Below are 13,393 nucleotides of genomic sequence, written 5' to 3'. Positions count from 1 at the left end.
CGAGGCATAAAATGCTTGACATCAAGAAAATCCGCGAAAATCCGGAATACTACATTGCTGAAACCGAAAAGAAGTACACCACGGTGAGCCTGAAGGACGTTCTTGCCATCGATAACGAACGCCGCCCGCTCCTCACCGAAGTGGAACGCCTCAAGAGCGAACGCAACGCCGAATCCAAGAAGATTGGCGACCTCAAGAAGAAGGGCGAGAACGCCGACGAGGCCGTGGCCGCCATGCGTGCACTCGGCGACAAGATTGACGAACTCGACAAGAAGCTCAAGGATTTGGACTACAAGCAGACCGAGATGCTCATGCACGTGCCGAACATCGCCCCGCGTTCCCCGGAAGGCAAGGACTCTAGCGACAACGTGGTGGAGAAGGACGGCCCGATTCCGTTTGACTACTACACCAAGAACGATGACTTTGCCCGTGTGGACCACAAGACCCTCGGCGAACGCCTCGGCATCTTTGACTTTGAACGTGGCGCCAAGATTTCCGGCAGCGGTTTCCCGGTCTACCGCGGTCTCGGTTCCCGCCTGGAACGCGCCCTCATCCAGTTCTTCCTCGACGAACACCAGAAGAACGGCTTCGAGGAATTCACGCCTCCGTACCTTGTGACCCGCAATACCATGCGCGGCACGGGCCAGCTCCCGAAGTTCGAAGAAGACATGTACCGCTGCGACAAGGACGACGACCTGTTCCTCATCCCGACCGCAGAAGTGCCGCTCACGAACCTCTATGCCGGTGAAGTGATTCCGGAATCCGAACTCCCGAAGCGCATCTGCGCCTACTCCGCCTGCTTCCGCCGTGAAGCCGGTTCTTACGGCAAGGACACCCGCGGACTCCTCCGCCTGCACCAGTTCAACAAGGTGGAAATGGTCTACTTTGCCCATCCGGAACACAGCTACGAGGACCACGAGGAACTCACCCGCTTCGGTGAAAAGCTCCTGGAAAAGCTCGGCCTCCCCTACCACCGTCTGGCCCTCTGCAAGGGTGACCTCGGTTTCGGTGCCGCCAAGTGCTACGACCTGGAAGTCTACGCCCCGGTGGAAAAGAAGTGGCTCGAAGTCAGCTCCTGCAGTAACTTCGAAGACTACCAGGCACGCCGCGCCAACATCAAGACGAAGATTAACGGCAAGAACACCTTCGTGCACACGCTGAACGGTTCCGGCCTCGCCACCCCGCGCGTGATGGTCGGCATCTGCGACAACTACCAGCAGAAGGACGGCTCGCTCTTGATTCCTGAAGTGCTGCGTCCGTATATGGGTGGTCTCGAGAAGATCGAGCCCAAGAAGTAGTCCTCACCTTCGGTGCAATAAAATTTCCCCGCCTCTCATGAAGCGGGGTTCTTTTTTACTCTTAACTATTCTGCCGTGGAATCTTCCGGGGCTTTTTCTGCTTCCGGGTTCGGTTCTGTATGCGGCTTGTCGTCAGCAGCCTTGTTCTTGAGGCAGCGCACCGAGTAGGCGTACGTTTTCTTCTTGCTGTAGTCGCCCAGGAACTCGTCGTTATCGTAATAGAGGTTCCAGTACGGTGCATGTGAAGGATTGTTGCTTTCTTCTGCAACCCAGAAGTCGGCGTCGTGCCCGAGTTCCCTGAACACGCCCTGCGCATTGCGGAAACCGGATGCCATCGCGCCAAAGCCGAAGCGGTCCGTGCCTGCAGGCCATTCCTCGCTGTATTTCCAGGAGAACGCCATCTTCAGTGCTGTTCCGCTCCGTTCATTGGGGAAGCGGTTGTTGTTCTTCATGTAAGAGACAAGCGTGTTGAAGTCGGCATCCTTAGGCATGTGGAAACCTTCCGGGCATGCGCCCCTGTGTTCCTTTTCTATCACGCCTGCTGCAGACGCCGTCGCGTAAGACTTGTCGAGCGCCATCGCGGAAGTCCAGGTGTAGAGCCTTCCGAACACCTTGCAGTTCTCGTGCTTGTCTTCGTAGCAGTAACTGCCGTGCGTGGCGTAGTTCAGGTTCTGGCCCATCCAGGTTTGGCTTCCGATGTGCACCAGCCTGTAGAGATGTCCATCACGCTTGTCGCAGAGCATTTCTTCGGGAGCGTTCTCGCAAAACACCGGCGTAGGCGGAGCAGACGACGAGGACGATTCGACAAGCGGGGAATTTTTCACCACGACCTTCTCGCTCGAAGAAGATTCGATGGACGAGGAAGTCGCGACCGTTTCCGAAGACTCTGGAACAACCACACTATCCTGACTTGCTGCAGCGGTATCTGCCAGTGCAGGATGGAACGCAGATTCGTCGCGGTATACGAGCGGAACCGGAGAAGGAATCTCCCGCTTAACAAGCTTTTTTTCTGTCTTGTTTTCGGTAGCAGCCGTTTGCGATTGCGCTACAGACTGCTTTGCAGGCTCGTTTTGCTCACAGGAAACCATACCCCCGGCAATGGCGAGGAGCGATCCTAACAAAACTATTCTTTTTATTTCCTGCACACGAAAAATATACCCATTTTTGTGACGTAGCGCACACTTAAAAAGTAAAAAAAGCGCAAATCGGGGTGCTTTTTTTACTAGGAATTGGAATATTCGGGTAAAGAATTCACGCTTTTAAAAGTCTTGCCCACGGGGTCTAGAACAAAATAACGTGTAGCGTCGCCCAGCGCAAGCATCACGTATTTCGGCGTAAGAATCTTCAGGTAGCGGTTCAACTGCACCTGCAGCTCGGGCCAGGTGTATTCGCCCGGAGCCTTGCATTCCACCATGAGCCACGGCCTGTCGATGGACGCTCCCTCGCGGAAATTGTTGACCACGATATCGGCACGCTCGTCGGATTTAGGGTCTACAAGCCCTAGCGGGAACTCGACCGTGATGGCGTGCTCGGGAACCTTGACCACATCGAGCAAGAAGCGTATAGTTGCCTGCCGCACGTGTTCTTCGGGAGTCGCGGGTACATCCTTCTTGCGTATCGGGTCATAGAGCGTTTTTTGCATGGCTATAAATATAAATAAGGGAGAGCGCAAGCGCTCTCCCAAAGTTCCTGTCTGTGAAGCAAGAATTACTTCTTTTCTTCAGCAGCGGCCGGAGCGGCAGCAGCGGCGGCAGCCGGAGCGGCTTCAGCAGCTTCGTCCTTCTTCTTGGACTTGGAGGTAATCGTGAAGATAACCGTGCGCGGGAGGCTGGCGAGTTCGCAGCCTTCCGGAAGCTTGAAGGACTTGGCGTAGAACGTCACGTTCGTTTCGAAAGCGGAGATGTCCATTTCGAGAACGGTCGGGATAAAGCCCGGCTTGGCGGCGAGGTAGATGTAGCGGGATTCCTGAGAGAACACGCCACCCTGAGTCTTGACGCCGACCGGAAGGCCGGTGAGCTTCACCGGAACGCGGACCTTGATCTTGGAGTCGTCGCTGATCTTGATGAAGTCGATGTGGGTAATCGCCTGCGTGATGGCATCCTTCTGGTAGTTGTAGATGACAGCGGGATTGCCGGCCTTGCCGTCGATCTCGAGGTCGAGAAGGGTGTAACGCTTGCCCGGGGCGAGAACCTTGCGAACATCAATAGCGCTGACGCTGATATTCACAGACTCCTGACCCTTACCATAATAGACGGCCGGAATCTTGCCTTCCTTGCGGAGACGGGCGCAGTCGCGGCTCTTGCCTAGCACTCTCGAGGTTGCTGCGAGTTTTGTGAGTTCCATTTTTTACTCCAATTTGAGTTTGAATGTTAAAAAGTTCATTGGGGTAGCTGGATTCGAACCAACGAATAACGGAATCAAAATCCGTTGTCTTACCACTTGACGATACCCCAATGGTGGCGCAAATATAAAAAAATTATTGATTTTTTTAAAGGGAAATTGTTTATTCCTGGGCGAAAAAAGCCTTTTTAAAGGTTTAAACGTCTTGCGGGAGGGGCCCCCGCGAGCCCACTACGTGTGCCAGAATTTAGTGAGGGCGATGTAGCGGGAGTATGCCTTGAGGGTTTCGGCGGCGGTTTCGGCCTGCTGCCTGTCCGCAAAGATGCCAAAGACAGATGCGCCGGAGCCGCTCATGAGGGCGACCCTCGCCCCGAGGTCCAAGAACTTGTCCTTCATCGCGCCTACCAGCGGGTGCTTCGGGAATACGGAAACCTCGAACGCATTGAAGAACGCGCCTGAATCGAGCAGCGGCCCGCCGAAAGAACGTTCCGCATCGGATGCAGTTTCCCATGCGAGCTTGTAGCCTTCCCAGCGGTCAGGCCCGGACTTGGGGACACCCGCATAGGCATCCTTGGTGGGGACGCTGTCGTGCGGGGTCGCGATAAGCAACACCTCGCCCGCAGGCAGGTCTAACGGGGAGATAAACGATAAACGTTCGCCGATGCCCTCGGCGAAAGCCGTGCCGCCTCTGACCAGGAAGGGGACGTCGGCCCCGAGTTTTGCCCCGATGCGTTCCAGTTCCGCAGGCGGCAACCGCAACTCCCAGAGGCGGTTCAGCGCGCGGAGCGCCGCTGCTGCATCGGCGGAACCACCGCCAAGGCCTGCACCGAGCGGCATTATCTTGTCCAAAAAGATATCCGCACCCAGGTCATTGTTGCCCACATGCGAACGCAGTGCGACCGCCGCCTTGTACACGAGGTCCGATTCCACGGGGTATTCCTGCGGGTTGCTGTACTCCAGGTGGATTTCTCCGTCGTCGCGGGCGCTGAATTCAAGCGTATCGCCGACATCTACCGTCTGGAAAACCGTTCCCAGGTCGTGATAGCCGTCCTCACGCTTGCGGATGACATCGAGAAAAAGATTGATTTTAGCGGGAGCAAATTCTTTCATAGTCATTGGTCAATAGTCATTAGTCAATAGTTGCTACCTAAATGCGCCGGAGCGTTCGAGTTGCATGAGTTCGTCCATGCCGATGAGCATCGCGCGGGGCTTGGAATTGCCTGTACTGCGTGCGCACAGGCCCATACCGTAAAGCTGGTCCACAATCTTGCCCGCACGGCTGTAACCCACGCTGAAGTGGCGCTGGACGGCAGAGGTAGAAAGGCCGTTCCCGCATTCAATGGCCCACTTGGCCACTTCGAACAGGAGCTTGTCCTTCTTCTCGTTCATGGCGGCATTGCCTTCTTCGTCATCGCCTTCCCCGCCCGCTTCCTCGACCTCGAAGGTCTCGAGCTGCGGGTAACACACATTCTGGTTGCTACAGGCATCGGCAAGTTTTTCCGCTTCCTCGTCGCTCAGGAATGCGCCGTGTACGCGCACCGGGTCGGGTGCATTCACCGCCTTGAACAGCATGTCACCGCGGCCAAGCAGTTTCTCGGCACCGGCGTGGTCCATCACGGTACGCGCATCCACCTGGGAGGCCACCTTGAAACTGATACGCGTCGGCAGGTTCGCCTTGATGTTACCGGTTATCACCTTCACCGACGGGCGCTGGGTTGCAAGCACCAAGTGGATACCCACGGCGCGCGCCTTAGCAGCGAGTCTCGAAACGTTCTTCTCGATTTCCTTCCCGGCGACCATCATGAGGTCTGCCATTTCGTCGATAATCACGACGATAAACGCCATGCGGTGGCCGCTGTCCGTATCGGGCACGTCTTCGGGGAGCAGGCCCGCATCGAACTTCTCGTTAAAGCCGTTGAGGTTACGCACCTTCGCCTTCGCGAGCACTTCGGTACGGCGGTCCATCTCGTAGCAAAGCCATTGCAGCGCCTGGATAGCGACTTCGGGCTTGGTAATCACGGGAGCGAGCAGGTGCGGAATGTTCTCGTACATCTTGAGTTCCACCGCCTTCGGGTCCACGAGAATCATGCGCAACTCGTCGGGGGTCTTGCTCAAAAGCATGCTCGCCATGAGGGCGTTAATGCACACGGATTTACCGGAACCGGTCTGGCCCGCAATCATCAGGTGCGGGGCCTTCGCCAGGTCCATCGTAAACGGCTCGCCGGAGATATCCTTACCGAGGGCCATGATAATCTTGTCCGGCGTGGGCTTGAACGCCTCGCTCTCGAAGATGTCGCGCCCGAAGATGGTCTGCATCTTGCGGTTCGGGATTTCAATGCCCACGGCGCCCTTGCCGGGAATCGGCGCGAGGATGCGGATAGAGACCGCCTTCAGGGCCATCGCGAGGTCATCTTGCAGCGCGCTGAACTGGCTTACCTTCACGCCCGGGCCCGGTTCCACCTCGAAGCGCGTAATCACGGGGCCGGTCTCGCAGCCGACCACCTTCCCCTTCACCTTGAAGTTCTCGAGTTTCTCCTCGAGCATGCGGCCAATCGCATTGAGTTCTTCCACGGTGTAGTCCGCAGGCTGCGGGTCGTGCGCGTCGAGAATCTCGTCCACCGTCGGAATGCGGTACGGGTCGTAATGCACCGTCGGGTCAGGCTGCGGAATCCCGTTCGCGGCACCGCCCACGGTCGTATTGCCCGAAGAAGATGTACCAATCTGGTTCGGGGCCACGTAGCTCGGGTCCTGCCCCATGGTCGGGTCGCGTTCCACATCGTCGCTCGTGACAATCTCGGGCATAAACGTGTCATCGTCCGCAGATTCGCCCTCCGTGCTTCCCGATGCCGGAGAATCAAAGCCACCCGCAGTCGCATCTTCATCCGGGGATTCACTACCCGGGAACCCGCCGATAGTTCCATTCGCCTGGGTCGTCCTGGCTCCCGCGACAAGCGTCGGTTCGGAGGCTGCGCCCGCGGCAACAGTAGCGTCTTCCGGAGCGGCAGCCGGGCGGCCTGCAGGCTCATCGCCGGGCTGTCCGCGCACGGCACCCTTCACCACGAGGTTGCCCTTGCGCTCGTTTTCCCACTTGATTTCTTCGCGGGCACGGCGGATTTCCGCAATCTTGTCCTTGATATCCTTGATCTCGAGGGCGCTCATGTTGCGGTAGTTATCGCGCAGTTGCTGTTCCAAGCGCAAGATTTCGGGATCCTCGCCCGACAGGTCCGGCGCGGCCGTTTCTGCCGGAGCCATGGTCCTTGCGGGTGCTGCCGGCATCGTAGCATTCATCATCGGTGCAATTGTCGTTTCGCCCGAACCGGCCTCGTCCCCGCGATCCATCAAGGGAGAATCCATCCAGTTCTTGCGTGCGCTAAAGGGCTTCAGTTCACCGCGGCGCTTGATCTTGTAGCCGTCGGGTTCACGGAAGAGCGTGTCGTCGTCTATCAGTGAAATCCCGCGGCGCAGAGGCTTCGAGGGTTCCACGTCGGTTTCTTCCGGCTCGTCGCCATCCTCGCCTTCTTCCTGCTTTTTGCGGAACAGGCCCACAAACCAGCGCGTCCCGCTTGCGATAAACGCAAAGTGGCGCGGACGAAGCCCGAACGAGAGCACAAGAATGAGCACGAGCACCGTAAGGAGCAGAAGGAGCGGAGCCACGAACGAGACCTTCCCGAACACGGGAATGGCGATGTTCTGGCAGAAGAACTGACCCACGATGCCGCCGTTCATCATCATCACATCGCGGCCGACTTGAGCCAGGCCGTAGGTTTTGAGCGCCATGAGACACGAAAGGTCGAGCGTAAGCAGGGTGCAGCCAATCGCGAAACTCAGTATATGCGGGCGCACGGAACGGATGGCGACGAAGAGTCCCCAAAGCACAAGGCCTGCAATAAAGGCTACAACCGGGAGCTTGCCGAAAACGAAACAGAAAAAGTCGGGAATCAGCTTGCCGAGATAGGGGCCAAGCCAGTTCCCGTCCGAGCCGCTATACACCGAACTGACGCACCCGAGCAAGAGGATTACGCCAAAAGCAACCAAGAACCAGCCCGCAAGCAGGGCGATAAACGGGGTTTCGGGCTCTACAGGGGACTTTCCCTTTGATTTTGTACTTATTTTTTTAGAAGATTTCTTTTTTTGTGCAGCCAAAATGCGCTCCTGGGGCAATACCTTCGGAAATATACATTTTATTCTTTTGTTATACTTGATTACATGAATAAAAAAATATTGAAAAAGATTAAGAAGATTCTCGTCGGTACGGCGATTACAAGTATACTTGTCTTTCTCATTCTCCTCCTCGGAAATTCGCAGGACCCCTACATCGACGTCACGAAGACGGCGGCGCAGGACATGGAGAACATCTTCTACGACCAGTTCTTCAAGATAAAGACCGGCAAGACATTCGAAAAGCTGGAAAAGGATGGCAAGGTCTCGATGAGCCACAGCTTTGAGCCCAACATCATGATTGTCGATATCGACGAGAACGCGCTTACGAAACTGGGCAACTACAACGAGTGGGACCGTTCCATCCATGCAAACGTCATCAAGAACCTGAGCGAGGGCGGAGCGTCGGCAATCGGCTTCGATATTCTGTTCAAGAGCGCGGACTTCGGGCAAAAAAAAGCCGAGCAGACGATTGGCATCTTGAACTCTCTCGATTCCACAAAGCCCTGGGACACGCTGTTTTCGGACATCCGTTCGCATTACAACTTCGACTCCCTCATGATCAAGGACATCAAGGAGAGCGGGAACGCCATCGTGTGCTTCATGATGGACGACTCGACCTCGTTCAGCCACAAGTCCGTATGGGAAAAGCTTGCCACCTACGAGCGCGCCGAGGAACTCGGGTTCAGTTCCACGTTCGACAACTCGCAGGTTGATTCCATCACCCACGTTGAACCCAAGACGCTCCTCGACAACATCTATCCCGAACTTGCCCGGGCCGGCGCCCGCATGGGTTCCGTGAACGCCTACCCCGACGATGACGGCGTGGTGCGTCACGTGTCGATGCTCTACCGCTTCCCGAACCCCTACGCCTATCCCGATGTCCCGAGCCGCGTGTACTCCACCATGTCGCTCATGACGGTGATGCACCTGTTCCACCTCGACCCGAAAGACGTTAAAATCAAGATGGGGCAATACATCGAGCTCGGCAAGCCCTTCGGCATCTACCGCGATTCCACGGGCATATTCCACACGACTTTCCCGCAGTTCAGTTACCCGATGTTCACCGAACTGCGCAAGTTCCTCAAGAACAAGGACGCCCAGCAGATTGCGACAGACGAAATCATCGATATTTCCAAGAAACTTATCGCGAAAAAGAACAGCGACGGGAAAATCCAGATTTCGCTCTTTGACGGGCAGGCGCTCGACGAGGACGTTTCTGAACTGCTTTTGAATATTGCCGACAAGATTGACGGGGATTCCCTCCTCGCCATTCCGGAAGGCGAATCGCTCGAAGTGTTCGAAGGGGTTACCATTACCCGCGAGGAAGATGCAGAAATCAACAATCTGTTCCTCGTGACCGACGCAAAAAGCGAGGAGGAATTCAACATAGTCCCCTCCACGCTCAACACGCTGCGGTTCTTCAGGGATTCTCTCAAGGTTCTCCCCGAAAACGAACCCAAGCACCTTTCCATCGACATGGACGTGCGCTACGACAAGGCCGAAAAGAAATGGAAATCTAGCCTCGTCATCCTGACCGACAAGGTCATCCGCGATATTATGAACGCCCCGAACGAGAAGGTGGACAACCTGAAGTCCGGCGAAGAATTCCGCTTTGGCCCCGTAAAGCGCGTGCCTATCGACAACTACGGCCGCTACCTCGTGAACTATATCGGGCGTTTCAATACCGACAAGGAAAGCCGCCCGTTCCAGCACCTCTCCTACTACGACGTGACCATGAACCGTCACGACCAGGCGATGTTCCAGGGCAAGGTTTTCATCCTCGGTTCTGCCGCTCCGGCCCTGTTCGACTTTGTGCCGGGTCCTCACGAAGAAAACAACCCGGCGGTGCTCATACACGCGACTATCATCCAGAATATCCTGAACGACAACTATATCGTGAACCTCGCCGAAAGGCACCAGCAGGTCATTGTAATCCTGCTCGCCATCCTCTGCATGTTGCTCGGCCTCTTCATCAAGAGCTACATATCGATTGCAATTTCGATGATTCTCATGGGCCTGTATGCATTCATCGCGTTCCGCTACTTCCAGGACGGCCTCTACATCGGCGTTTCCAAGCAACTGCTTGCCATGCTGCTCACGAACATTGCCGCATTGATTGTGCAGTTCTACTACGAAAACAAGGAAAAGCGATTCCTCGACAACGCGTTCAAGCAGTATATTTCGCCTGAACTGATCGATGAAATGGTGAACAACGAGATTATGCCGACCCTCGGTGGCGAAAAATCGAACATCACCGCATACTTTACCGATATCGCAAGCTTCTCCACGTTCTCCGAAAAGATTGGCGACCCGAGCCGACTCGTGGACCTGTTGAACGAATACCTCACAGCAATGACAGACACGCTACTGAGCAACAAGGGTACGCTAGACAAGTACGAAGGTGACGCCATCATTGCGTTCTTCGGTGCACCGATGCCCCTCGAGAACCACGCCCAGAGCGCCTGTAGCGCCGCCTGCGACATGCAGAGCAAACTCATGAAGCTCCGTAAAAAATGGGCAAGCGAAGGCGACAAGTGGCCGAAGGTGGTGCACGATATGCACATGCGCATCGGTATCAACTCGGGCGACATAGTGACGGGTAACATGGGTTCTACCATGCGCAAGAACTACACCATGATGGGCGACGCCGTGAACCTTGCCGCACGACTCGAGAGTGCGGCCAAGCAGTACGGCGCGTACATACAAATTAGTGAAGACACGCAGAAGCACCTGGAACCGGGCCTGTTTATTTACCGCTCGCTCGACACCATCCGCGTGGTGGGCAAGAGCCAGCCCGTCAAGACGTTCGAATTGCTCTCCAAGACCGGCTGCGAGAACGAGGAAACGCTCCTCAAGCTCGTGGAAATCTGGGAACAGGCACGTGCGGCATACCTCGCCATGGAATGGGACAAGGCCATCGAACTGTTTACGCAGTGCCTGGATTACGAGCCGCACCTGCCCGAACGCGACCCGGGAAGCAAGAGCTGCCCGAGCCTCGTGTATATCGAGCGCTGCAAGACGTACAAGGAAAACCCGCCCGTCAAGCCTGGCGAGGAATGGGACGGTGTGTTTACCGCGACAAGTAAATAGTTAGTTTGCTTCAAGGATTACTTCGCACGCTCACACAATCACTTCGTTCCAGTGTTCACTTTGCGAAGCAATCCTCTACGCAAAAAAAACAAAAACGCCTATGGTTTCTTGACGCTTATAGCGGCAAACATTTAAAATATGGCGCTGCGAAGTCCTTGTGACTGTTAGTCCCTGCGGCCTTCGACGAGACGCGGGTTAAAAATTAAACCGCATTAGGCGCTTGTTTAAATAAGATTAGGGAGGGGTTCCATCCCCTCCCTAAGACCCTCCTGGCACTGCGTGTCAGTTGAATTCAATGTTATCGATGAGTCGTGTCTTGCCGAAGAAGGCGGCGACGAGCACGACGACCTTGTCGGTCGGCTTGAGCACGCCCGAATACTTCTGCAAGTCATTCTGGTTCACGATTTCCACGAACTGCACCTGGCCGCGGCTCAGCACAATCGACTTCACCACGATATCGCGGAGTTTCGACACTCCCCTCTCGCCGGCAAGGTAGGCTTCCTTCGCCTCGTTCAGGCCGCGCGAAATGGCGAGTGCCTGCTTGCGCTCGTCAACAGAAAGGTACTCGTTGCGGCTAGACATCGCAAGGCCCGTAGATTCGCGCACGATAGGCACGCGGTGAATCTCGATATCGAAATTCAGGTCCTTCACCATGCGCTCGATAAGGAAGAGCTGCTGGTAGTCCTTCTCGCCGAAATAGGCGTGGTTCGCCTTGCTAATCAAGAAAAGCTTGGAAACGACGGTCAACACGCCGCGGAAATGCCCGGGCCTGTAGGCACCGCAGTAAAGGCATTCGAGCGACTCGTCGCGGACCATCGTGAGCGGGTCACCGTTCGGGTACATCTCGGCTACACTCGGTGCAAAAACATAATCCGCCCCGAGCGAGGCTGCAAAATTTGCATCGGCCTCGAGCCTCTTGGGGTACTTGTCCAAATCCTCATTCCTGCCGAACTGAATCGGGTTCAAAAACACGCTGACAACCGTAATGTCGCAATCTTTCACGGAAGCCTTGATAAGGGCACCGTGGCCATCGTGTAGCGCCCCCATGGTAGGGACAAGACCGACTTTCTTTCCCTCCTTCTGAAACGGCTTGAGTGTTTCGCGCAGAGATTCGATTGACTTGATGATTTGCATATAACCTTCTTAATTTCCTTCTGGGACAAAGTAAGTCGTCTGCTGTGGGCAGGCTGCGATAGCATCTAAAACAAGCTTCAGATGGTTCTCGTTGTGGACAAAGTCTATGTGGTCGGTGTTAATGATAAGCACCGGCGCGTACGGGTAATGCCAGAAATGCAGGTCGAACCTGCTCTGGAGATCTTTCAAGTAGTTGCCCTCGATGTTCCTTTCCATCGGGCGGCCGCGCATCTTGATGCGGTTTAACAGCGTGGGGATGCTCGCCTGCAGGTAAACCACCAGATCGGGCCTCGGCACGTCGCGGTCGAGCGTCCTGGATATCTGCTCGTACATCGCGAACTCGCTGTCCGAAAGGTTCTGGGCCGCAAAGATGGCGTCCTTGTCGTAGGTGTAGTCGCTCACGATAAGGTCGTGGAACAGGTCGCTCTGCATGGCGTAGTTCTGCAACTGCTTGTGGCGGTCGAGCAAGAAGAACAGCTGGGTCTGGAACGCGTAGGGCTCCGGATTCTCGTAGAACTTCTCGAGGAACGGGTTCTCGTCGAAGTTTTCCTCGATGCAGAGTCCGTTCCAGCGTTCGGCGATAATCCGCGCGAGGGAGGTCTTCCCTGCCCCGATGACGCCTTCTATGGCGAGAAAATGTACACCTTTTTCGGTCAGCATTAGGGTTCCTCCGCGGTTATGGTCCGGAACGGAATCTTCGATTCCTTTTCCAAAAGCTGCGCAAGCAAGTCCTTCACGGTAACGTTGCTCAACGGGTCCACCCAGTCGGGTGCGATGTCGTTCAACGGTACAAGCACAAACTGTCTATTGGGGATTTCTACATGCGGGATGGTCGGTCGGCCAGCCATGACCCTGTTCCCGAAATAGAGCAGGTCCAAATCGATTTCGCGTGAATTCCAGTGCCCGCGGGGTTTACGCCCGAGCACGAGTTCCGCACCCTTCAGGTAATGGAGCAGGCGCTTCGGTTCACCGTCGTACCAGAAACTCACCACCTGGTTAAAGTACGGGCCCTGGCCTTCTGGGCCTACAGGCGGAGTTTCGTATATGGGACTTTCGAGCCAGCCTCCCGAAGAAATACGGGACAGCATATCGCGCCCCTCGGCAAGTCTTGCATACCGGGGAGCGAGATTTGAACCCAAAGCAATAAATACGCGGTTTAATGAATCCACGACCCCAATATAGTTTTTTCAAGGTGTCAATTTACTGACATTCTGGAGCAAAAATTGTGTTTTTTATGGAATTTCTTGAAAACTTGACGATTTTACAAAAAAAATACCGCACAGAAGGCAATTTTTTTGACAGACTTTTCAATTTTTTATATTTTATACGTGATTCCCGAGGGAATCGAATATTCCCATAAATATTTCAGC

At 55.3% G+C, this 13,393-nt stretch carries 10 protein-coding genes and 1 tRNA gene; 2 read left to right on the top strand and 9 right to left on the bottom strand.

Annotated features, from left to right (window positions below):
* Positions 1-11: 11 nt before the first annotated feature.
* Entirely contained in the window at positions 12-1,298 is a 1,287-nt protein-coding gene (gene serS / locus BUB22_RS02970) for a serine--tRNA ligase (RefSeq protein WP_073113861.1), read from the top strand.
* Between the two features lie 65 nt (positions 1,299-1,363).
* Here the strand turns inward: serS and BUB22_RS02965 are convergent, their stop codons facing one another.
* From BUB22_RS02965 to BUB22_RS02940, 6 genes are all read right to left on the bottom strand, one after another.
* Positions 1,364-2,386, bottom strand: coding sequence for a fibrobacter succinogenes major paralogous domain-containing protein (locus tag BUB22_RS02965; RefSeq protein WP_139258683.1), 1,023 nt, complete (start codon positions 2,384-2,386; stop codon positions 1,364-1,366).
* 134 nt (positions 2,387-2,520) lie between these two features.
* Positions 2,521-2,940, bottom strand: a complete 420-nt coding sequence (locus tag BUB22_RS02960) for a type I restriction enzyme HsdR N-terminal domain-containing protein (RefSeq protein WP_073113859.1) — start codon at positions 2,938-2,940, stop codon at positions 2,521-2,523.
* Positions 2,941-3,005: 65 nt separating this feature from the next.
* Positions 3,006-3,641 carry a 50S ribosomal protein L25 gene (locus BUB22_RS02955; RefSeq protein ID WP_073113858.1) on the bottom strand — a complete coding sequence of 212 codons (636 nt, stop codon included), beginning with the start codon at positions 3,639-3,641 and terminating at the stop codon, positions 3,006-3,008.
* A 38-nt stretch (positions 3,642-3,679) separates the two neighbouring features.
* Positions 3,680-3,751 (bottom strand) — tRNA-Gln (locus BUB22_RS02950).
* 118 nt (positions 3,752-3,869) lie between these two features.
* Positions 3,870-4,748 carry a 4-(cytidine 5'-diphospho)-2-C-methyl-D-erythritol kinase gene (gene ispE / locus BUB22_RS02945; protein WP_073113857.1) on the bottom strand — a complete coding sequence of 293 codons (879 nt, stop codon included), beginning with the start codon at positions 4,746-4,748 and terminating at the stop codon, positions 3,870-3,872.
* Between the two features lie 33 nt (positions 4,749-4,781).
* A complete protein-coding gene (locus tag BUB22_RS02940) occupies positions 4,782-7,781 on the bottom strand; it encodes an FtsK/SpoIIIE family DNA translocase (protein ID WP_073113991.1) in 3,000 nt (999 codons plus the stop codon).
* 63 nt (positions 7,782-7,844) lie between these two features.
* Here BUB22_RS02940 and BUB22_RS02935 point away from each other — a divergent pair, with 63 nt between their 5' ends.
* Complete coding sequence (locus BUB22_RS02935) at positions 7,845-10,889, top strand: CHASE2 domain-containing protein (RefSeq protein ID WP_073113856.1); 3,045 nt, start codon at positions 7,845-7,847, stop codon at positions 10,887-10,889.
* A 282-nt stretch (positions 10,890-11,171) separates the two neighbouring features.
* On the opposite strand, the gene panC is transcribed toward BUB22_RS02935, so the two are convergent.
* Genes panC through folK form a run of 3 tightly spaced genes read right to left on the bottom strand, consistent with a single transcriptional unit; the run spans position 11,172 to position 13,192 of the window.
* Positions 11,172-12,023 (bottom strand): pantoate--beta-alanine ligase, encoded by an 852-nt coding sequence (gene panC, locus BUB22_RS02930; RefSeq protein WP_073113855.1) that lies wholly within the window; start codon positions 12,021-12,023, stop codon positions 11,172-11,174.
* A 9-nt stretch (positions 12,024-12,032) separates the two neighbouring features.
* Positions 12,033-12,683 (bottom strand): deoxynucleoside kinase, encoded by a 651-nt coding sequence (locus tag BUB22_RS02925; RefSeq protein ID WP_072812093.1) that lies wholly within the window; start codon positions 12,681-12,683, stop codon positions 12,033-12,035.
* The gene (gene folK, locus BUB22_RS02920; RefSeq protein WP_072812092.1) at positions 12,683-13,192 is read right to left on the bottom strand and encodes a 2-amino-4-hydroxy-6-hydroxymethyldihydropteridine diphosphokinase; all 510 of its coding nucleotides are present in this window, start codon (positions 13,190-13,192) and stop codon (positions 12,683-12,685) included. The genes BUB22_RS02925 and folK overlap by 1 nt, the downstream gene beginning before the upstream one ends.
* Positions 13,193-13,393 lie beyond the last annotated feature (201 nt).

The organism is Fibrobacter sp. UWCM (assembly GCF_900129735.1).
Classification (GTDB): Bacteria; Fibrobacterota; Fibrobacteria; order Fibrobacterales; family Fibrobacteraceae; genus Fibrobacter.
Note: the sequence above shows the minus strand (reverse complement) of the source record. Positions and strands in the feature narration are given on the sequence as shown.

Excerpts from the sequence above, each read along its gene's own strand:
- serS (WP_073113861.1), top strand. The coding sequence starts at position 12 with ATGCTTGACATCAAGAAAATCCGCGAAAATCCGGAATACTACATTGCT.
- BUB22_RS02965 (WP_139258683.1), bottom strand. The coding sequence starts at position 2,386 with ATGGTTTCCTGTGAGCAAAACGAGCCTGCAAAGCAGTCTGTAGCGCAA.
- BUB22_RS02960 (WP_073113859.1), bottom strand. The coding sequence starts at position 2,940 with ATGCAAAAAACGCTCTATGACCCGATACGCAAGAAGGATGTACCCGCG.
- BUB22_RS02955 (WP_073113858.1), bottom strand. The coding sequence starts at position 3,641 with ATGGAACTCACAAAACTCGCAGCAACCTCGAGAGTGCTAGGCAAGAGC.
- ispE (WP_073113857.1), bottom strand. The coding sequence starts at position 4,748 with ATGAAAGAATTTGCTCCCGCTAAAATCAATCTTTTTCTCGATGTCATC.
- BUB22_RS02935 (WP_073113856.1), top strand. The coding sequence starts at position 7,845 with ATGAATAAAAAAATATTGAAAAAGATTAAGAAGATTCTCGTCGGTACG.
- panC (WP_073113855.1), bottom strand. The coding sequence starts at position 12,023 with ATGCAAATCATCAAGTCAATCGAATCTCTGCGCGAAACACTCAAGCCG.
- BUB22_RS02925 (WP_072812093.1), bottom strand. The coding sequence starts at position 12,683 with ATGCTGACCGAAAAAGGTGTACATTTTCTCGCCATAGAAGGCGTCATC.